18 protein-coding genes are annotated in these 19,983 nt (G+C 54.3%); 16 read left to right on the forward strand and 2 right to left on the reverse strand.

All coding sequences use genetic code 11. The annotated features are described in order from the left end of the window. Positions 1–546 precede the first annotated feature (546 nt). The 13 genes from nuoA (at position 547) to nuoN (ending at position 15,555) form a co-directional block, all read left to right on the forward strand. Positions 547–990, forward strand: a complete 444-nt coding sequence (gene nuoA, locus ABU190_RS01645; protein ID WP_039079879.1) for an NADH-quinone oxidoreductase subunit NuoA — start codon at positions 547–549, stop codon at positions 988–990. Between the two features lie 15 nt (positions 991–1,005). After that, positions 1,006–1,668: an NADH-quinone oxidoreductase subunit NuoB gene (gene nuoB / locus ABU190_RS01650; RefSeq protein ID WP_039079880.1), complete on the forward strand. Its 663-nt coding sequence runs from the start codon at positions 1,006–1,008 to the stop codon at positions 1,666–1,668. 89 nt (positions 1,669–1,757) lie between these two features. Continuing rightward, positions 1,758–3,560 carry an NADH-quinone oxidoreductase subunit C/D gene (gene nuoC / locus ABU190_RS01655; protein WP_075203679.1) on the forward strand — a complete coding sequence of 601 codons (1,803 nt, stop codon included), beginning with the start codon at positions 1,758–1,760 and terminating at the stop codon, positions 3,558–3,560. 2 nt (positions 3,561–3,562) lie between these two features. Next, positions 3,563–4,063: an NADH-quinone oxidoreductase subunit NuoE gene (gene nuoE / locus ABU190_RS01660; protein ID WP_039079881.1), complete on the forward strand. Its 501-nt coding sequence runs from the start codon at positions 3,563–3,565 to the stop codon at positions 4,061–4,063. After that, positions 4,060–5,397, forward strand: a complete 1,338-nt coding sequence (gene nuoF / locus ABU190_RS01665) for an NADH-quinone oxidoreductase subunit NuoF (protein WP_039079882.1) — start codon at positions 4,060–4,062, stop codon at positions 5,395–5,397. The genes nuoE and nuoF overlap by 4 nt, the downstream gene beginning before the upstream one ends. A gap of 28 nt (positions 5,398–5,425) precedes the next feature. Continuing rightward, positions 5,426–8,152 (forward strand): NADH-quinone oxidoreductase subunit NuoG, encoded by a 2,727-nt coding sequence (gene nuoG / locus ABU190_RS01670; protein WP_354690208.1) that lies wholly within the window; start codon positions 5,426–5,428, stop codon positions 8,150–8,152. Next, positions 8,149–9,126, forward strand: coding sequence for an NADH-quinone oxidoreductase subunit NuoH (gene nuoH / locus ABU190_RS01675; protein WP_039079884.1), 978 nt, complete (start codon positions 8,149–8,151; stop codon positions 9,124–9,126). The genes nuoG and nuoH overlap by 4 nt, the downstream gene beginning before the upstream one ends. A gap of 14 nt (positions 9,127–9,140) precedes the next feature. After that, on the forward strand, positions 9,141–9,683 hold the full coding sequence (gene nuoI, locus ABU190_RS01680; protein ID WP_039079885.1) for an NADH-quinone oxidoreductase subunit NuoI: 543 nt from the start codon (positions 9,141–9,143) through the stop codon (positions 9,681–9,683). Positions 9,684–9,694: 11 nt separating this feature from the next. Continuing rightward, on the forward strand, positions 9,695–10,249 hold the full coding sequence (nuoJ, locus tag ABU190_RS01685) for an NADH-quinone oxidoreductase subunit J (protein ID WP_354690209.1): 555 nt from the start codon (positions 9,695–9,697) through the stop codon (positions 10,247–10,249). Then, the gene (gene nuoK, locus ABU190_RS01690; RefSeq protein WP_004388260.1) at positions 10,246–10,548 is read left to right on the forward strand and encodes an NADH-quinone oxidoreductase subunit NuoK; all 303 of its coding nucleotides are present in this window, start codon (positions 10,246–10,248) and stop codon (positions 10,546–10,548) included. The genes nuoJ and nuoK overlap by 4 nt, the downstream gene beginning before the upstream one ends. After that, entirely contained in the window at positions 10,545–12,386 is a 1,842-nt protein-coding gene (gene nuoL, locus ABU190_RS01695; protein ID WP_039079888.1) for an NADH-quinone oxidoreductase subunit L, read from the forward strand. The genes nuoK and nuoL overlap by 4 nt, the downstream gene beginning before the upstream one ends. A 174-nt stretch (positions 12,387–12,560) precedes the next feature. Next, positions 12,561–14,090: an NADH-quinone oxidoreductase subunit M gene (gene nuoM / locus ABU190_RS01700; RefSeq protein WP_039079889.1), complete on the forward strand. Its 1,530-nt coding sequence runs from the start codon at positions 12,561–12,563 to the stop codon at positions 14,088–14,090. Between the two features lie 7 nt (positions 14,091–14,097). Beyond that, on the forward strand, positions 14,098–15,555 hold the full coding sequence (gene nuoN, locus ABU190_RS01705; protein ID WP_193793973.1) for an NADH-quinone oxidoreductase subunit NuoN: 1,458 nt from the start codon (positions 14,098–14,100) through the stop codon (positions 15,553–15,555). A gap of 66 nt (positions 15,556–15,621) precedes the next feature. Here nuoN and ABU190_RS01710 read toward each other — a convergent pair whose 3' ends face one another. Both ABU190_RS01710 and rbn read right to left on the reverse strand, forming a co-directional pair. Then, the gene (locus ABU190_RS01710; protein WP_039079898.1) at positions 15,622–16,647 is read right to left on the reverse strand and encodes a chemotaxis protein; all 1,026 of its coding nucleotides are present in this window, start codon (positions 16,645–16,647) and stop codon (positions 15,622–15,624) included. 77 nt (positions 16,648–16,724) lie between these two features. Continuing rightward, positions 16,725–17,642 carry a ribonuclease BN gene (gene rbn / locus ABU190_RS01715; RefSeq protein ID WP_110294561.1) on the reverse strand — a complete coding sequence of 306 codons (918 nt, stop codon included), beginning with the start codon at positions 17,640–17,642 and terminating at the stop codon, positions 16,725–16,727. A gap of 72 nt (positions 17,643–17,714) precedes the next feature. On the opposite strand from rbn, the gene ABU190_RS01720 reads away from it, so the two are divergent. The 3 genes from ABU190_RS01720 to menF all read left to right on the forward strand — a co-directional run bounded on the left by ABU190_RS01720 (position 17,715) and on the right by menF (position 19,918). Next, complete coding sequence (locus tag ABU190_RS01720; protein WP_079496250.1) at positions 17,715–18,176, forward strand: GNAT family N-acetyltransferase; 462 nt, start codon at positions 17,715–17,717, stop codon at positions 18,174–18,176. Positions 18,177–18,229: 53 nt separating this feature from the next. Further along, positions 18,230–18,535, forward strand: coding sequence for a stress response protein ElaB (gene elaB / locus ABU190_RS01725; protein ID WP_079496251.1), 306 nt, complete (start codon positions 18,230–18,232; stop codon positions 18,533–18,535). Positions 18,536–18,628: 93 nt separating this feature from the next. Beyond that, positions 18,629–19,918: an isochorismate synthase MenF gene (menF, locus tag ABU190_RS01730; protein ID WP_354690416.1), complete on the forward strand. Its 1,290-nt coding sequence runs from the start codon at positions 18,629–18,631 to the stop codon at positions 19,916–19,918. Positions 19,919–19,983 lie beyond the last annotated feature (65 nt).

Raw genomic sequence — 19,983 nt, forward strand, 5'->3', positions numbered from 1 at the left:
TTTTGCACAATTTAGTGCTTTATGAAACGTAAATGCGTTAAATAACTAAATAAATCAAATTCTTAATTATCCCGCCTGTTATCTCATCACTTTTGTTCTATAGTTTTTGGTAATGGCCATTCATGTTAAAAAACTAGCCATTTTGTTGCCGTTTTTAGGAATGAATTAACAAAAGCGTGTCTCAGATCAAGAAAATACTCCCATAGAGGGGGAGGAATCCAGGCAAAATCCTGTCAAAATAAGAGGGTAATATTTGTAAAACCTCACAACGGACACGATTCAACACCCTGATTGTTTGCGGGCTTTATTTGAGGTTGAAGAAGAAAACGGCATTAAATGTTAATGAATTGCTGTCGATGTAAACTAATGTGAGGAAGCTTTTGTTAAAGTTGACAAAAGGTTATAGAAAGGAGTAAAAACCCACATCGTTTGACCGACTTTGTCAAATTCGCACTGAACGTGTGGTTTTATTCCTCCCCATGAATCGATGTGGCGCCATCTGCCGAGAAGAGCAGAGGTATTAAGCGCTACCTTTTGAGTTAAGCAATGCGTATGTCAACATCCACTGAAATCATCGCTCATCATTGGGCATTCGCTATCTTTCTTATTGTCGCTATTGGCCTGTGCTGCCTGATGCTCGTCGGTGGCCGGTTCCTCGGTGGTCGGGCGCGTGCAAGACACAAAAACGTCCCGTTCGAGTCCGGTATCGATTCGGTAGGCTCAGCTCGCCTTCGTCTGTCTGCCAAGTTCTACCTGGTGGCCATGTTCTTCGTCATTTTCGACGTTGAAGCGCTCTATTTATATGCATGGTCAACCTCCATTCGTGAGAGTGGTTGGGTTGGTTTTGTCGAAGCTGCAATTTTCATTTTAGTGCTGCTGGCAGGTCTTGTTTACCTGGTGCGTATCGGTGCGCTGGACTGGACGCCTGCGCGTTCACGCCGCGAACGACTCAATCCGGAAACCGACAGCTACACTAATCGTCAACGCTAACCGCGAGGCAATAAGATGGATTATACGCTCACCCGCATAGATCCCAACGGTGAGAACGACCGTTACCCCCTGCAAAAACAGGAGATCGTAACCGACCCTCTTGAGCAGGAAGTGAATAAAACGGTGTTCATGGGCAAACTCCATGACCTGGTTAACTGGGGCCGTAAAAACTCAATCTGGCCTTATAACTTTGGCCTCTCCTGCTGCTACGTTGAGATGGTAACGTCATTCACTGCGGTGCATGACGTTGCGCGTTTCGGGGCTGAGGTGTTACGTGCTTCACCGCGTCAGGCCGACTTGATGGTTATCGCGGGCACGCCGTTCACCAAAATGGCGCCGGTAATCCAGCGTCTGTATGACCAGATGCTTGAGCCAAAATGGGTTATTTCCATGGGCGCATGTGCCAACTCCGGCGGTATGTACGATATTTACTCTGTCGTTCAGGGCGTTGATAAATTCATCCCGGTGGACGTATACATCCCCGGCTGCCCGCCACGTCCGGAAGCCTATATGCAGGCCCTGATGCTGTTGCAGGAATCCATTGGTAAAGAACGCCGCCCGCTGTCGTGGGTTGTTGGCGATCAAGGCGTGTATCGCGCCAATATGCAATCAGAGCGCGAGCGTAAACGCGGCGAACGTATTGCCGTCACGAATCTGCGTACACCTGACGAGATTTAATTTGCGCCTGTAGGTAATGGCAAACACTTCGCATTTTAATAATCAACTAACGCGGAGCCTTACCTGACAGTCACCACGGACCTTTTGCAATGGTGAACAATATGACTGACTTAACTGCGCAAGAAGCCACATGGCAGACCCGCGATCACCTTGATGATCCGGTCATTGGCGAGCTGCGCAACCGTTTTGGGCCGGATGCCTTTACCGTTCAGGCTACCCGCACCGGGGTACCCGTTGTTTGGGTGAAGCGCGAACAGTTACTGGAAGTAGGTGATTTCCTCAAGAAACTGCCAAAACCTTACGTCATGCTGTTTGATTTACACGGCATGGACGAACGTCTCCGTACGCACCGCGCAGGTTTGCCTGCCGCGGATTTTTCCGTTTTCTATCACCTGATTTCCATTGAACGCAATCGCGATATCATGCTCAAGGTGGCGTTATCTGAAAACGATCTGCGTGTACCGACTTTCACCAAACTTTTCCCGAACGCGAACTGGTATGAGCGCGAAACATGGGAAATGTTCGGTATTGATATCGAAGGCCACCCGCACCTGACGCGCATTATGATGCCGCAGACGTGGACAGGCCATCCGCTGCGTAAAGACTATCCGGCGCGTGCGACCGAATTCGATCCGTTTGAGCTGACAAAAGCGAAACAGGATCTGGAGATGGAAGCACTGAAATTCAAGCCGGAAGACTGGGGCATGAAGCGTGGTACCGACAATGAGGACTTCATGTTCCTTAACCTCGGTCCGAACCACCCGTCTGCGCACGGTGCATTCCGTATTATCCTCCAGCTTGATGGCGAAGAGATTGTCGACTGCGTACCGGATATCGGTTACCACCACCGTGGTGCCGAGAAGATGGGCGAGCGTCAGTCCTGGCACAGCTACATCCCGTATACCGACCGTATTGAATACCTCGGCGGTTGCGTCAATGAAATGCCATACGTACTGGCGGTGGAAAAACTGGCAGGTATTACCGTGCCGGACCGCGTGAATGTGATTCGCGTGATGCTCTCCGAGCTGTTCCGTATCAACAGCCACCTGCTGTACATCTCCACGTTTATTCAGGACGTGGGCGCGATGACCCCGGTCTTCTTCGCCTTTACCGATCGTCAGAAAATCTACGATCTGGTGGAAGCGATCACCGGTTTCCGTATGCATCCGGCCTGGTTCCGTATCGGCGGGGTGGCTCACGATCTGCCGCGTGGCTGGGATCGTCTGCTGCGCGAATTCCTCGACTGGATGCCGAAGCGTCTGGCCTCGTACGAGAAAGCCGCGCTGCGTAATACCATTCTGAAAGGTCGTTCTCAGGGGGTTGCTGCCTATGGCGCGAAAGAAGCGCTGGAGTGGGGCACCACGGGCGCGGGTCTGCGCGCCACCGGGATTGACTTCGACGTGCGTAAGGCGCGTCCGTACTCTGGCTATGAAAACTTCGACTTTGAAGTCCCGGTTGGCGGCGGCGTTTCCGACTGCTACACCCGCGTGATGCTGAAAGTGGAAGAGCTGCGCCAGAGTCTGCGCATCCTTGAGCAGTGCCTCAATAATATGCCGGAAGGCCCGTTCAAAGCGGATCACCCGCTGACCACGCCGCCGCCGAAAGAGCGCACGCTGCAACATATCGAAACCCTGATCACCCACTTCCTGCAGGTTTCCTGGGGCCCGGTCATGCCGGCGCAGGAGTCCTTCCAGATGATTGAAGCGACCAAGGGTATTAACAGTTACTACCTGACCAGTGATGGCAGCACCATGAGCTACCGTACTCGTGTACGTACGCCAAGCTTTGCGCACCTGCAGCAGATCCCGTCCGCCATCCGCGGCAGTCTGGTCTCTGACCTGATTGTGTATCTGGGTAGTATCGATTTTGTTATGTCAGATGTGGACCGCTAATTATGCACGAGAATCAATTACCAGAAACCGAGGCTTTTGAGCTGAGTGCGGCAGAGCGTGAAGCTATTGAGCACGAGATGCACCACTACGAAGATCCGCGTGCTGCGTCCATTGAAGCGCTGAAAATCGTTCAGAAACAGCGTGGTTGGGTGCCAGACGGCGCGATTTACGCCATCGCTGATGTGCTGGGTATCCCGGCGAGCGATGTGGAAGGGGTGGCGACATTCTATAGCCAGATCTTCCGCCAGCCGGTGGGCCGTCACGTTATCCGTTATTGCGACAGCGTGGTGTGCCATATCACCGGTTACCAGGGTATTCAGTCTGCGATTGAAAGCCACCTGAAGATCAAGCCGGGCCAGACCACCTTCGACGGTCGCTTTACGCTGCTGCCGACCTGCTGTCTGGGTAACTGCGATAAGGGGCCGAACATGATGATTGATGAGGATACTCATGCGCATCTGACCCCGGAAGGCATTCCCGAATTACTGGAGCGGTATAAATGAAAACCGTTAACCGTACTCCCGAAACGCATCCGCTGACCTGGCGTCTGCGTGATGACAAGCAGCCCGTGTGGCTGGATGAATATCAGAGCAAAAACGGGTATGCCGGTGCGCGTCGCGCGCTGACCGGTATGGCGCCGGATGACATCGTCAATGCGGTCAAAGACTCCGGTCTTAAAGGTCGTGGCGGCGCTGGCTTCTCCACGGGTCTGAAGTGGAGCCTGATGCCGAAAGACGAATCCATGAACATCCGTTACCTGCTGTGTAACGCTGATGAAATGGAGCCGGGTACCTACAAAGACCGTTTACTGATGGAGCAACTGCCGCACCTCCTGGTAGAAGGCATGCTCATCTCCGCGTTTGCGCTGAAAGCGTACCGTGGCTACATCTTCCTGCGCGGCGAATATATTGAAGCGGCGGTGCATTTGCGCCGTGCGATTGCTGAAGCGACTGAAGCGGGTCTGCTGGGGAAAAACATCCTCGGTTCTGGTTTCGATTTCGAATTGTTCGTGCACACCGGTGCAGGGCGTTATATCTGTGGTGAAGAGACCGCGCTGATTAACTCCCTCGAAGGTCGCCGCGCCAACCCGCGCTCCAAACCGCCATTCCCGGCGAGCTCCGGCGTGTGGGGTAAACCGACCTGCGTAAACAACGTCGAAACCCTGTGTAACGTCCCGGCAATCCTCGCTAACGGCGTTGAGTGGTACCAGAACATTTCGAAGAGCAAAGACGCTGGCACTAAACTGATGGGCTTCTCAGGTCGCGTGAAGAATCCGGGACTGTGGGAGCTGCCGTTTGGCACCACGGCTCGCGAAATCCTTGAGGATTACGCGGGCGGTATGCGTGATGGCCTGAAATTCAAAGCCTGGCAGCCGGGCGGTGCAGGGACTGACTTCCTGACCGAAGCGCACCTCGATCTGCCGATGGAATTCGAAAGCATCGGTAAAGCGGGCAGCCGTCTGGGTACGGCGCTCGCCATGGCGGTAGACCACGAAATTGGTATGGTTTCGCTGGTACGTAATCTGGAAGAGTTTTTCGCCCGCGAATCCTGCGGCTGGTGTACGCCTTGCCGTGACGGTTTGCCGTGGAGCGTGAAAATTCTGCGCGCGTTAGAGCGCGGCGAAGGCCAACCTGGGGATATCGAGACACTTGAGCAACTGTGTCGTTTCCTCGGACCGGGTAAAACCTTCTGCGCGCATGCGCCAGGTGCGGTAGAGCCGCTGCAGAGCGCAATTAAATACTTCCGCGAAGAATTCGAGGCAGGCATTAAGCAACAGTTCAGCAATACCCAGGCTATTCATGGGATTCAGCCGAACCTGCTTAAAACGCGCTGGTGAGTTAAATTTCTAATTTGGAAGCACGCTAATGGCTACGATTCATGTAGACGGCAAAGAATACGAGGTTAACGGAGCGGACAACCTGCTACAGGCATGTCTCTCTATGGGCCTTGATATTCCTTATTTTTGCTGGCATCCGGCGCTGGGAAGCGTGGGTGCGTGCCGCCAGTGTGCGGTGAAGCAATATCAAAACGCGGAAGACACGCGTGGTCGCCTGGTCATGTCCTGTATGACCCCGGCATCCGATGGCACCTTTATTTCTATCGACGATGAAGAAGCGAAGCAGTTCCGTGAAAGCGTTGTAGAGTGGCTGATGACCAACCACCCGCACGACTGTCCGGTCTGTGAAGAGGGCGGCAACTGCCACCTGCAGGATATGACCGTGATGACGGGTCATAGCTTCCGTCGCTACCGTTTCACCAAACGTACTCACCGCAACCAGGACCTGGGGCCGTTCATCTCTCACGAAATGAACCGCTGCATCGCCTGCTATCGCTGCGTGCGTTACTACAAAGACTATGCAGACGGCGCCGATCTTGGCGTTTATGGCGCACACGACAACGTCTACTTTGGTCGCCCGGAAGACGGTACGCTTGAAAGCGAATTCTCCGGTAACCTGGTAGAAATCTGCCCGACCGGCGTCTTCACCGATAAAACCCACTCCGAGCGTTACAACCGTAAGTGGGACATGCAGTTTGCACCGAGCATCTGCCAGCAGTGCTCACTGGGCTGTAACACCAGCCCGGGTGAACGTTACGGTGAACTGCGTCGTATCGAAAACCGCTACAACGGTACTGTTAACCACTACTTCCTCTGCGACCGTGGTCGTTTCGGCTATGGCTATGTCAACCTGAAAGACCGTCCGCGTCAGCCGGTTCAGCGCCGTGGCAATGACCTGATCACTCTTAACGCCGAGCAGGCGATGCAGGGCGCGGCAGATATTCTGCGCCAGTCGAAGAAAGTGATCGGTATCGGCTCCCCGCGTGCCAGTGTCGAAAGCAACTTCGCGCTGCGTGAGCTGGTTGGAGCAGAAAACTTCTATACCGGCATCGCCAGCGGCGAGCAGGAACGTCTGCAATTAATGCTAAAAGTGCTGCGTGAGGGCGGTATTCGTACCCCGGCGCTGCGCGAAATTGAATCTTACGATGCGGTTCTGGTTCTGGGCGAAGACATTACCCAGACGGGCGCACGTGTCGCACTGGCGGTCCGTCAGGCCGTGAAAGGGAAAGCACGTGAGATGGCAGCGGCGCAGAAAGTGGCCGACTGGCAGATTGCGGCGATCCTTAACATTGGTCAGCGCGCCAAACATCCGTTGTTTGTCACCAACGTGGACGATACCCGTCTGGACGATATCGCCGCGTGGACCTACCGCGCACCGGTAGAAGATCAGGCCCGTTTAGGCTTCGCCATCGCTCATGCGTTGGATGACGCTTCTCCGGCGGTCGAGGGGTTAAGCAGCGACTTGCGTGGCAAGGTTGATGTTATCGTTCAGGCGCTGGCAGGCGCGAAAAAGCCGCTGATCATCTCCGGTACCAACACTGGCAGCACGGCTGTGATTCAGGCCGCCGCAAATGTCGCGAAAGCGCTGAAAGGTCGCGGTGCCGATGTCGGTATCACCATGATTGCCCGTTCGACCAACAGCGTCGGTCTGGGTCTGATGGGCGGTGGTTCGCTGGATGACGCATTAACCGAACTGGAAACCGGTGCCGCTGATGCGGTTATCGTGCTGGAAAACGATCTGCACCGTCACGCTGCGGCCAGTCGCGTAAATGCCGCGCTGGATAAAGCGCCGCTGGTGTTGGTTATTGACCATCAGCGCACGGCGATCATGGACCATGCGCATCTGGTGCTGTCTGCGGCGAGCTTCGCGGAAAGCGATGGTACGGTTATCAACAATGAAGGACGCGCGCAGCGCTTCTTCCAGGTGTATGACCCGGCCTACTACGACAGCAAAACGATTATGCTGGAAAGCTGGCGTTGGCTGCACTCCCTGCACAGCACCGTACAGAGCCGTGAAGTGGACTGGACGCAGCTTGACCATGTTATCGACGCTGTGGTTGAAAAAATGCCGCAGTTCGCCGGTATCAAAGACGCTGCACCGGATGCCAGCTTCCGTATCCGTGGCCAGAAACTGGCACGTGAACCGCACCGCTACAGTGGTCGTACGGCCATGCGCGCCAATATCAGCGTTCACGAACCGCGTCAGCCGCAGGATAAAGACACCATGTTCGCTTTCTCAATGGAAGGGAACAACCAGCCGTCCGCACCGCGTTCACAAATTCCGTTCGCATGGGCTCCGGGCTGGAACTCCCCGCAAGCATGGAACAAATTCCAGGCTGAGGTGGGCGGTTCACTGCGCCACGGCGATCCGGGCGTGCGGCTGATCGAAGCCTCGGCGACCGGTCTGGATTACTTCACTTCTGTTCCGGCAGGCTTTGAACCGCAGGACGGTCAGTGGCGTATTGCGCCTTACTACCATCTGTTCGGCAGTGATGAACTGTCTCAGCGTTCTCCGGTCTTCCAGAGCCGTATGCCTGAGCCGTATATCAAACTCAACCCGGCTGACGCCGCGAAGTTGGGTGTGAATGTGGGCGCGCATATTTCGTTCAGCTACGACGGTCAGACGTTAAGCCTGCCGCTGCAGCTTTCCGAAGGGCTGACGGCAGGGCAGGTTGGTTTGCCGATGGGCATGCCGGGCATTGCCCCGGTACTGGCCGGCGCACGTCTTGAAAATCTGCAGGAGGCGCAAGCATGAGTTGGTTAACACCGGATGTTATCGACATTCTGTTAGGTATCATCAAGGCTGTCGTGATCCTGCTGGTGGTTGTCACCTGCGGCGCGCTCATGAGTTTTGGCGAACGTCGTCTGCTGGGGCTGTTCCAGAACCGCTACGGACCGAACCGCGTAGGCTGGGGTGGTTCACTCCAGATCGTCGCGGACATGATCAAGATGTTCTTTAAAGAGGACTGGATCCCGAAATTCACTGACCGGGTTATCTTCACCCTCGCGCCGATGATCGCTTTTACCTCGCTGCTGCTGGCCTTCGCCATTGTCCCGGTGAGTCCTGGCTGGGTGGTAGCGGACCTGAACATCGGGATTTTGTTCTTCCTGATGATGGCAGGTCTTGCGGTCTACGCGGTGCTGTTCGCTGGCTGGTCGAGTAACAACAAATACTCCCTGCTCGGCGCGATGCGTGCTTCTGCGCAGACGCTGAGCTACGAAGTCTTTCTCGGGCTTTCGCTGATGGGCGTGGTAGCACAGGCCGGTTCATTCAACATGACCGACATCGTCAATAACCAGGCTGATATCTGGAACGTTATCCCGCAGTTCTTCGGTTTTATTACCTTCGCTATCGCGGGCGTGGCGGTGTGTCACCGTCACCCGTTTGACCAGCCGGAAGCCGAGCAGGAACTGGCCGATGGTTACCACATTGAATATTCCGGTATGAAGTTCGGTCTGTTCTTTGTGGGGGAATACATCGGTATCGTGACCATCTCTGCACTGATGGTGACGTTGTTCTTCGGTGGCTGGCATGGCCCGTTCTTACCGCCATTCATCTGGTTCGCGATTAAAACCGCGTTCTTTATGATGATGTTCATTTTGATTCGCGCAGCGTTACCCCGTCCGCGTTATGACCAGGTAATGTCCTTCGGCTGGAAAGTATGTCTGCCGCTGACGCTTCTCAATCTGTTGGGTACGGCGGCTGTCATTCTCTGGCAAGCGCAATAAGGGGTGAAAAGACCATGACTTTAAAAGAATTACTCGTGGGCTTCGGCACCCAGGTGCGTAGTATCTGGATGATCGGCCTGCATGCGTTTGCGAAACGCGAAACTCGGATGTACCCGGAAGAGCCGGTATATTTGCCGCCGCGCTACCGTGGACGCATCGTCCTGACGCGTGACCCGGACGGCGCCGAGCGCTGTGTTGCCTGTAACCTGTGTGCGGTAGCGTGCCCGGTAGGCTGTATCTCTTTGCAAAAAGCAGAGACGGTAGATGGCCGTTGGTATCCGGAGTTTTTCCGCATTAACTTCTCGCGCTGCATTTTCTGCGGTCTGTGTGAAGAGGCGTGCCCAACCACTGCAATCCAGCTAACCCCGGACTTCGAACTGGGTGAGTACAAGCGCCAGGATCTGGTCTACGAAAAAGAGGATCTGCTGATCTCCGGTCCGGGTAAATATCCGGAATATAACTTCTACCGGATGGCAGGTATGGCAATCGACGGAAAAGATAAGGGCGAGGCGCAGAACGAAGCCAAACCTATCGACGTCAAGAGCCTGTTACCGTAAGGAGAGGGGCAATGGAGTTCGCTTTTTATATCTGTGGCCTGGTAGCCATCCTCGCGACACTACGGGTTATTACCCATACCAATCCGGTGCATGCGTTGCTGTACCTGATTGTGTCGCTGCTGGCGATTGCAGGGGTCTTCTTCTCGCTTGGCGCCTATTTTGCCGGTGCGCTGGAAATCATCGTTTACGCGGGCGCGATTATGGTGCTGTTCGTGTTTGTGGTGATGATGCTCAATCTGGGCGGCAGCGAAATCGAACAGGAGCGTCAGTGGCTGAAACCGCAAGTGTGGGTTGGCCCGGCACTGTTGTCTGCTGTGCTGCTGGGCGTGATGATTTACGCCATTACTGGCGTTAACGATCAGGGTATTGATGGTACGCCGATCAGCGCCAAAGCGGTGGGCAAAGACCTGTTCGGCGCATATGTGCTGGCGGTTGAACTGGCTTCTATGCTGCTGCTGGCAGGCCTGGTGGTCGCCTTCCATGTCGGTCGTGAAGACCGTATGGGTGAAGTGCTGAGCAATCGGGCGGACGATCGCGCGAAAAGAAAAACGGAGGAGCGCGCATGATCCCTTTACAACATGGACTGATCCTCGCGGCGATATTATTCGTGCTGGGCTTAACTGGTCTGGTGATTCGTCGCAACCTGCTGTTTATGCTGATCGGGCTTGAGATCATGATCAATGCCGCCGCGCTGGCTTTTGTGGTGGCAGGCAGCTACTGGGGGCAGACCGACGGTCAGATAATGTACATCCTCGCCATTAGCCTCGCGGCTGCGGAAGCGAGTATTGGCCTGGCGTTGCTGCTGCAACTCCATCGTCGCCGTCAGAATCTGAATATCGATTCAGTAAGTGAGATGCGTGGATGAACATGCTCGCCTTAACCATTATTTTTCCTCTGATTGGCTTTTTGCTGCTCTCTTTTTCACGTGGGCGCTGGTCGGAAAATCTGTCTGCCACCGTGGGTATCGGCTCTATCGGTTTATCTGCACTGGTAACGGCGATTGTCGGACTGGATTTCATCAATAACGGTCATCAGGGTTTTACCCAACCACTGTGGACGTGGATGTCTGTTGGCAACTTCAACATCAGCTTTAGTCTGGTGCTGGATGGTCTGTCGCTGACCATGCTCTCTGTGGTGACCGGCGTTGGCTTCCTGATCCATATGTTCGCCTCCTGGTATATGCGCGGCGAAGAGGGTTACTCCCGCTTCTTCGCCTACACCAACCTGTTTATCGCCAGCATGGTGATTCTGGTACTGGCGGATAACCTGCTGTTGATGTACCTCGGCTGGGAAGGCGTGGGCCTCTGTTCTTATCTGCTGATCGGCTTCTACTACACCGATCCGAAGAATGGCGCAGCCGCAATGAAAGCGTTTGTCGTAACCCGCGTGGGTGACGTCTTCCTCGCCTTTGCGCTGTTCATTCTTTATAACGAACTGGGCACCCTGAACTTCCGCGAAATGGTTGAACTGGCACCGCAGCATTTCGCCAACGGCAGCACCATGCTGCAGTGGGCGACACTAATGCTGCTGGGTGGTGCGGTCGGTAAATCTGCACAGCTTCCGTTGCAAACGTGGCTGGCTGATGCGATGGCAGGCCCGACGCCTGTCTCCGCGCTGATCCACGCCGCAACGATGGTGACCGCGGGTGTTTACCTGATTGCGCGTACGCATGGCCTGTTCCTGTTAACGCCGGAAATTCTGCATCTGGTGGGGATTGTCGGGGCAGTAACCTTACTGCTGGCGGGTTTTGCCGCACTGGTACAGACCGACATCAAACGTGTTCTCGCCTACTCCACCATGAGCCAGATTGGCTATATGTTCCTGGCGCTGGGCGTGCAGGCGTGGGATGCGGCGATTTTCCATCTGATGACGCACGCGTTCTTTAAAGCGCTGCTGTTCCTCTCGTCCGGTTCGGTGATTCTGGCCTGCCATCACGAGCAGAACATTTTCAAAATGGGCGGTCTGCGCAAGTCTATTCCGCTGGTTTATGCCTGCTTCCTTGTGGGTGGTGCGGCGCTGTCAGCATTGCCGATGGTGACTGCGGGCTTCTTTAGTAAGGACGAAATTCTTGCGGGTGCCGTGGCTAACGGTCATATCAACCTGATGGTTGCGGGCCTGGTCGGCGCGTTTATGACCTCGCTGTATACGTTCCGTATGATTTTCATCGTCTTCCATGGCAAAGAACAAATTCATGCGCATGCAGGGAAGGGGATTACCCATCATCTGCCGCTGATTGTACTGCTGGTACTGTCCACGTTTGTCGGCGCAATGATTGTTCCGCCGCTGCATGGCGTACTGCCGGAAACCACAGAGCTTGAACACGGTAGCGTGGTTATGCTGGAAGTGGCTTCGGGTGTTGTGGCTATCGTCGGGATCCTGCTGGCTGCCTGGCTGTGGCTGGGTAAACGTACCCTGGTGACATCGATTGCCAACAGCGCACCGGGCCGTCTGCTGGGTACCTGGTGGTACAACGCGTGGGGCTTTGACTGGCTGTACGATCGCGTCTTCGTCAAACCATTCCTCGGTGTGGCATGGCTGTTGAAACGCGATCCACTAAATGCACTGATGAACATTCCGGCGATCCTGTCCCGCTTTGCAGGCAAAGGTCTGCTGCTAAGTGAGAACGGCTATCTGCGCTGGTATGTGGCGTCGATGAGCATCGGTGCAGTGGTGATTCTGGCGTTGCTGATGGTATTGCATTGAGTTTGATTTGAGGTGCGGTTTTACCCGGTGACGCTGCGCTTACCGGGCCTACGAGAGCGTAGGTCGGCTAAGCGTTAGCGCCACCCGGCACAAGAAACAGCACCCAATCGTGAATGTTGTCGAATTCGTTGAAAATCGGTCCCTTAGGGACTTTAACAAGGAATAAAAATCGCCATGTTATTACCCTGGCTAATATTAATTCCCTTCATCGGTGGTTTCCTGTGCTGGCAGACCGAACGCTTTGGCGTCCGTGTTCCGCGCTGGATCGCACTGGTCACCATGGGACTGACGCTGGCGCTTGGCCTGCAACTCTGGTTGCAGGGCGGCTATTCACTGACGCAATCCGCTGGCATTCCGCAGTGGCAATCGGAGTTCTTACTCCCATGGATCCCGCGTTTTGGCATCAATATCCATCTGGCACTGGACGGCCTGTCCCTGCTGATGGTGGTGCTGACCGGTTTCCTCGGCGTACTGGCGGTACTCTGCTCCTGGCGTGAAATTGAAAAATATCAGGGCTTTTTCCATCTGAACCTGATGTGGATCCTGGGTGGCGTTATCGGCGTGTTCCTGGCCATCGACATGTTCCTGTTCTTCTTCTTCTGGGAAATGATGCTGGTGCCGATGTACTTCCTGATAGCACTCTGGGGCCACAAAGCCTCCGACGGGAAGACACGTATCACCGCCGCGACCAAATTCTTCATCTATACCCAGGCAAGTGGTCTGGTGATGTTGATTGCGATTCTGGCGCTGGTGCTGGTGCATCATAACGCGACGGGCGTCTGGACCTTCGATTATCAGGATCTCCTGAAAACCCCGATGTCGCACGGTGTTGAATACCTGCTGATGCTGGGCTTCTTTATCGCGTTTGCGGTGAAAATGCCGGTGGTTCCGTTGCATGGCTGGTTGCCGGATGCGCACTCTCAGGCTCCGACGGCGGGTTCCGTTGACCTGGCGGGCATCTTGCTGAAAACGGCGGCCTACGGTCTGCTGCGTTTCGCTCTGCCGCTGTTCCCGAACGCCTCTGCTGAGTTTGCGCCGATTGCCATGTGGCTCGGTGTGATCGGTATCTTCTACGGTGCGTGGATGGCCTTCACGCAGTACGATATCAAGCGTCTGATCGCCTATACCTCCGTTTCCCACATGGGCTTCGTGCTGATTGCCATCTACACCGGCAGCCAACTGGCCTATCAGGGTGCGGTTATCCAGATGATTGCCCACGGTCTTTCCGCCGCCGGTCTTTTCATCCTCTGTGGTCAGTTGTACGAACGCCTGCATACCCGTGATATGCGCATGATGGGCGGTTTGTGGGGCAAAATTAAATGGCTGCCTGCGCTGTCGATGTTCTTTGCGGTTGCCACGCTGGGTATGCCAGGCACTGGTAACTTCGTTGGCGAATTTATGATTTTGTTCGGCAGCTACCAGGTCGTTCCGGTAATTACCGTTATTTCGACCTTCGGTCTGGTGTTTGCGTCTGTTTATTCACTGGCGATGCTGCATCGCGCTTACTTCGGTAAAGCAAAAAGCGAGCTGGCCAGTCAAACATTACCAGGGATGTCACTGCGCGAGCTGCTGATGATTCTGTCGCTGGTTGTACTTCTGGTACTGCTTGGCTTCTATCCGCAGCCGATTCTGGATACCTCGCATTCCGCGATGAGTAATATCCAGCAGTGGTTTGTTAATTCTGTTTCTACTACAAGGCCGTAAAGCGCTTATGACTTTAACCACACAACACCTGATTGCGCTGCTGCCGCTGCTGATCGTCGGCTTGACGGTGGTGGTTGTGATGCTCTCCATTGCGTGGCGACGCAACCATTTCTTCAATGCCACGCTATCGGTTATTGGTCTGAACGTCGCTCTGCTGTCGCTCTGGTTTGTTGGCCAGGCGGGTGCAATGGACGTGACGCCATTGATGCGCGTAGACGGTTACGCCATGCTGTATACCGGCCTGGTGCTACTGGCGAGCCTCGCAACCTGTACGTTTGCCTATCCCTGGCTTGAAGGCTACAACGACAATAAAGAAGAGTTCTACCTGCTGGTGTTGATCGCCGCGCTGGGCGGAATTCTGCTGGCGAACGCCAACCATATGGCGGCCCTGTTCCTCGGTATCGAGCTTATCTCTTTACCGCTGTTCGGGCTGATTGGTTACGCTTTCCGTCAAAAACGTTCGCTGGAAGCCAGTATCAAGTACACCATTCTGTCTGCCGCAGCCTCTTCTTTCCTGCTGTTCGGTATGGCGCTGGTTTACGCACAGTCCGGCAATCTGTCGTTTGTTGCGCTGGGCAAGAGCATCGCCGGGGACGTGCTGCATGAACCGCTGCTATTAACCGGTCTGGGTCTGATGATTGTTGGCCTTGGCTTTAAACTCTCTCTGGTTCCGTTCCATCTGTGGACGCCGGACGTTTATCAGGGTGCGCCAGCGCCGGTTTCAACCTTCCTGGCAACGGCGAGCAAGATTGCTATCTTTGGCGTCGTGATGCGTCTGTTCCTGTACGCACCGGTAGGCCAAAGCGAAGCCATCCGCGTCGTACTGGGGATTATCGCTTTTGTCTCCATCATCTTCGGTAACCTGATGGCGCTGAGCCAGACCAACATTAAACGTCTGCTTGGTTACTCTTCCATTTCCCATCTGGGTTATCTGCTGGTGGCGCTGATTGCGCTGCAAAGCGGTGAAATGTCGATGGAAACGGTGGGTGTCTACCTGGCCGGTTATCTGTTCAGCAGCCTTGGCGCGTTCGGCGTGGTGAGTCTGATGTCCAGCCCGTATCGTGGCCCGGACGCGGAATCTCTGTTCTCTTATCGTGGCCTGTTCTGGCACCGCCCAATTCTGTCGGCGGTGATGACGGTGATGATGCTGTCGCTGGCGGGTATTCCAATGACGCTGGGCTTTATCGGTAAGTTCTACGTGCTGGCAGTGGGCGTTCAGGCACATCTGTGGTGGCTGACGGCGGCCGTGGTTCTGGGCTCTGCCATCGGTCTCTACTACTACCTGCGCGTCGCGGTAAGTCTCTATCTGAGTGCGCCGCAACAGCTTAACCGTGATGCACCGGGTAACTGGCAGTATAGTGCCGGTGGTGTTGTGGTACTGATCTCTGCACTGCTGGTGCTGCTGCTGGGTATCTATCCGCAGCCGCTGATTTCGCTGGTACAACTGGCGAAACCGCTGATGTAATGCCTCTCAGATAATAAAAAACCGCCGATATCGGCGGTTTTTTTATGTCGGAAAAACGTTGTGAACTTATTTTGCCAGCAGCGGCCTGGACATGATTTTTTGTCCACTGACCAGCGGCCCGGTGATATGGCTGGCTGAACGTTCAAGCACTTCCTGAATGACCGACGACAGTTCGTTAATTTCAAACTTCGCCACATAACCATCGGCCTGCACTTTGCGCACGTGGTCTTCGTTAGCGCTACCGGATAGCGAGGAGTGAATCACTACCGGAATATGCTTAAGACGCGGGTCGCTCTTGATAAGACGGGTCAGGGTGAAACCGTCCATTTCTGGCATTTCCAGGTCCGTCAGAACCATTGAAATCTTATCGCTGATAGGGACGCCTTCGGCATCGGCCTGCTGGCTGAGCACCTGAATACGCTCCCAGGCATCTTTACCTGTAATGTGCATCGTATTGGGGATCTGCATTGCCTGCAGACCTTTATCCAGCATTGCTCGGGCCACTTTAGAATCTTCTGCCACAATCGCGACGGCACCGGGTTTGATGTTGAATTTCTTATCCGGAAGATGGTTGCCGTGCAGATCGTGATCGGCGGGCGAAATATCATAGAGAATCTGCTCAACATCCAGCACCATCGCCAGATTGTTGCTGTCTTTGTCTTCGTCCAGACAGGCAATACTGGTGATGTACTGACCGTTGATGGCCTTCTCTGCCGTATGAACCTGTTTCCAGTCCAGACGAATAATGTTCTCTACCGACTCCACCGCAAATGCCTGTACGCTGCGGGCATATTCAGTAATTAACAAAATATTGAGTCCAGTCTCAGGCTTACAGCCTGCAACGGCGGAGAGATCAATCACCGGGATCACCTGATCGCGAATGTTCACCATCCCCATTAACGGTGGTTTCATCCCGGCAGGGCGGGTAAAGGTTGGCATCGGAACGATTTCGCGCAATTTAAAAACGTTAATGCCGAAAAGTTCTGATTTCTCGTTTTTCATCGAGGCACCAAGACGAAACAGCAACAGCTCAAAACGGTTAGACAGGGTGAGATTCGCCCTGTCATCAATATCTTTCTGGAAATTATCCATGGTGCCCTCAATGTGAAATACCTGCGGTAAGACTGTTATCGGCACATTACTGAAAAAGTAGAGTGCGCAATATCACATCACAGCGCAATGGTATAAAAATCTTTTGCGAGGGTGGTTTGTACAAATATTGTCCGGCATTCGTGAAGTAACTGCTGGCTTCCTTCGGCGTCATAGCGGGAACTGAGGTGAGTAATGACGAGCCTGCCCACGCCTGCGTCCCGCGCCAGTTGCGCCGCCTGATACGTTGAGCTGTGTCCACGGCTGTTCGCTTTTTCCTCCATGGCGTATTCCAGCGTAGCCTCATGTACCATCATGTCGACACCCTGCGCCAATTGCAGCGCGGCAGGGCACGGGGCGGTATCACCAAAAATGGCCAGTTTTTTCCCCGGTGTTGCCGGGGCGAGGAAATCCTCACCGCGAATAATGCGGCCATCTGCCAGCGTCACCGTTTCGCCGTTTTTGAGACGCTGGAAAAGCGGGCCGGGCGGTACGCCCTGGGCTATCAATGCCTGGGCATCCAGGGCGCCTGGTTTGTCATGCTCTTCAATACGATAGCCATAACACTCCACCGGATGGTTCAGCGCGAAAGCGGTGACACGGCGTAAACCATCATCCACAACCAGACCCTCGCTAACCTCTTCAATCGTCAGCGGATAGTCGGTCCACGACCCGCTGAGACGCAGGCTGGTCTCCACGAATTCGCGAATCCCTTTCGGTCCATAAATCGTCAGCGGCTGCGCATTGCCCGCCATTGAACGACTGCAGAGCAGCCCTGGCAGGCCAAAAAGGTGATCACCATGCAGGTGAGTGATAAAAATACGATCCAGTTTGCCGGGGTTAAAGGACGTGCGCAGCAGTTGATGCTGTGTCCCTTCGCCGCAGTCAAATAACCACAGGCCAGCCTGCGTCGGGTGCTGCAAATTGAGCAATATCGCGGTCACATTACGCGAGCGGGTTGGCACGCCCGCAGAGGTGCCAAGAAAAATCAGTTCCACAATGCATTACGCCCTTTGCGTTAATGGCAAAGCATTTAGTATAACGAGGTCACACCAAATAAGGAGCACATCATGATTCGCTGGCAGGACCTCCACCACTCTGAATTGACCGTCGCTGATCTTTACGCCCTGCTTAAGCTGCGCTGTGAAGTCTTTATTGTTGAACAAACCTGCCCGTACCTTGATGTCGATGGCGATGACCTGGTTGGTCAAAACCGCCATCTGCTCGGCTGGAAGGAAAATCAGCTGGTGGCGTATGCGAGGATTCTGAAAAGTGAAGACGATCTGGAGCCTGTAGTGATAGGTCGGGTGATTGTCAGTGAGCAGGTTCGCGGTGAAAAACTGGGTTACCAACTGATGGAACGTGCGGTAGCTTCCTGCCTGCAACACTGGCCGCAGCACGCGCTGTATCTGGGGGCGCAGGCCCATCTGCAGCATTTTTATGCCCGCTTTGGTTTTGTTCCGGTGACTGATGTTTATGACGAAGATGGCATTTTACACATCGGTATGGCGCGGGAAGTGCGCCAGGCGTAACCGTCAGTGATTGTCTATAGTTAGCGGACAGGTACATAACATGGAGAAAACCGATGTCTAATCAATTTTATGATTCACGTATCGATGATGACCTGGCCCTGCTGAGCGAGACGCTGGAAGAAGTGTTACGTTCCTCAGGCGACCCTGCTGACCAGAAGTATATTGAGCTTAAAGCACGCGCAGAACAGGCACTGCATGACGTGAAAAACCGCGTCAGTAGCGCGTCTGATACCTATTACTATCGGGCGAAAAAAGCGGTTTACCGCGCGGATGATTATGTGCACGAAAACCCCTGGCACGGTATTGGCGTAGGTGCCTCTGTCGGTCTTGTCCTGGGCTTGCTGCTGGCCCGCCGTTAATAAAAATCCCCTCCCTCAACGGGGGTACTGCTAATTTTCGCAGTCACCCCGTATACTAAGCGTTTTTGAGCGGGAGGGGATTGCGTGCTTTCGATTTCAGTTGCGCTGGAGCAGTTACGCGAGAAGTTATCCGGCATTGATGCCAACTCACCTGGATTCTACGTTTTTGACGTTGCCTTTGCCCTCAATGACGCTTTCGACCCACTGACTTTTTTAGCCAGCCAGCCCTGTTTCCCCCAATTCTACTGGCAGCAACGTAGCGGTGAAGATGAAGCCGCAGCGCTGGGTCAGGTGCTGCGTTTTCCCTCACTGGCAGAAGCCCGGCATTTCCTCAACGATAATCCCGAACATGACCTGCGTATCTGGGGGCTGAATGCTTTTGACCCTCAACAAGGCGAGCTGTTCCTGCCGCGTCTCGAATGGCGTAGGGAAGGGGGGCGGGCATCTTTACGCCTTATTGTCCTCAATGGCAACGCGCAACAAAACGATGTCGCGCAGGCCCAGGAATTTATTGATGCCCTGGTACGGGCGAAATCGCTGCCAGATGTGCAAATGGAATTGGTCTCGCAACATCACTTTCCGCAACAATCGGGCTGGGAAGCGCTGGTCACACAGGCCACGCAGGCGATTACCCGCGGCGAGATGGATAAAGTCGTACTCGCGCGTGCCACGGATTATCATTTCTCCCAACCGGTTAATGCTGCTGCAGTTATGGCGGCGAGCCGTCGTCTTAACCACCATTGCTTTCATTTTTTTATCGCATTCGATCCCCACAATGCGTTTCTGGGGTCATCTCCCGAGCGCCTGTGGCGCAGAAGGGGAACCTCATTGCGTACCGAAGCGCTGGCCGGTACCGTCGCCAATGATACAGACGATACCCGGGCTACTGAGCTTGGCGACTGGTTAATGAATGACGATAAAAACCAGCGCGAGAATATGCTGGTCGTTGAAGATATTTGTCAGAGATTACAGCATGCAACCTCTACGCTGGATGTGTTGCCACCGCAGATTGTTCGACTGCGTAAAGTGCAGCATTTGCGACGCTGTATCTGGACCGAGATGCATCATAACGATGATGCACAGTGCTTAACGCTGCTCCAGCCAACAGCGGCGGTGGCCGGGCTCCCCCGCCTGGCGGCGCGTGCGTTTATTACCCAGCATGAACCCTTTGAGCGTGAGTGGTATGCCGGTTCGGCAGGCTATTTGTCACTTAAACAAAGCGAGTTCTGCGTTGCATTACGTTGTGCAAAAATCAGTGGTACAACCGTACGTTTATACGCGGGAGCCGGGATCGTGGCGGGTTCCGACCCGACAATGGAATGGCAGGAAATCGAAAATAAAGCAGCGGGATTGCGTTCGCTCTTGATAATGAAACACGTATAACCGACCCATATCAAAAATCTATTTTTTTCGATTCTTTATACTAAGCCACAATATTGATACTGGAC

This window comes from Phytobacter sp. RSE-02, assembly GCF_040578655.1.
Classification (GTDB): domain Bacteria; phylum Pseudomonadota; class Gammaproteobacteria; order Enterobacterales; family Enterobacteriaceae; genus Phytobacter; species Phytobacter diazotrophicus.

Coding starts and splice junctions, on each gene's coding strand:
- nuoA (WP_039079879.1), top strand. CDS start 547: ATGCGTATGTCAACATCCACTGAAATCATCGCTCATCATTGGGCATTC.
- nuoB (WP_039079880.1), top strand. CDS start 1,006: ATGGATTATACGCTCACCCGCATAGATCCCAACGGTGAGAACGACCGT.
- nuoC (WP_075203679.1), top strand. CDS start 1,758: ATGGTGAACAATATGACTGACTTAACTGCGCAAGAAGCCACATGGCAG.
- nuoE (WP_039079881.1), top strand. CDS start 3,563: ATGCACGAGAATCAATTACCAGAAACCGAGGCTTTTGAGCTGAGTGCG.
- nuoF (WP_039079882.1), top strand. CDS start 4,060: ATGAAAACCGTTAACCGTACTCCCGAAACGCATCCGCTGACCTGGCGT.
- nuoG (WP_354690208.1), top strand. CDS start 5,426: ATGGCTACGATTCATGTAGACGGCAAAGAATACGAGGTTAACGGAGCG.
- nuoH (WP_039079884.1), top strand. CDS start 8,149: ATGAGTTGGTTAACACCGGATGTTATCGACATTCTGTTAGGTATCATC.
- nuoI (WP_039079885.1), top strand. CDS start 9,141: ATGACTTTAAAAGAATTACTCGTGGGCTTCGGCACCCAGGTGCGTAGT.
- nuoJ (WP_354690209.1), top strand. CDS start 9,695: ATGGAGTTCGCTTTTTATATCTGTGGCCTGGTAGCCATCCTCGCGACA.
- nuoK (WP_004388260.1), top strand. CDS start 10,246: ATGATCCCTTTACAACATGGACTGATCCTCGCGGCGATATTATTCGTG.
- nuoL (WP_039079888.1), top strand. CDS start 10,545: ATGAACATGCTCGCCTTAACCATTATTTTTCCTCTGATTGGCTTTTTG.
- nuoM (WP_039079889.1), top strand. CDS start 12,561: ATGTTATTACCCTGGCTAATATTAATTCCCTTCATCGGTGGTTTCCTG.
- nuoN (WP_193793973.1), top strand. CDS start 14,098: ATGACTTTAACCACACAACACCTGATTGCGCTGCTGCCGCTGCTGATC.
- ABU190_RS01710 (WP_039079898.1), bottom strand. CDS start 16,647: ATGGATAATTTCCAGAAAGATATTGATGACAGGGCGAATCTCACCCTG.
- ABU190_RS01720 (WP_079496250.1), top strand. CDS start 17,715: ATGATTCGCTGGCAGGACCTCCACCACTCTGAATTGACCGTCGCTGAT.
- elaB (WP_079496251.1), top strand. CDS start 18,230: ATGTCTAATCAATTTTATGATTCACGTATCGATGATGACCTGGCCCTG.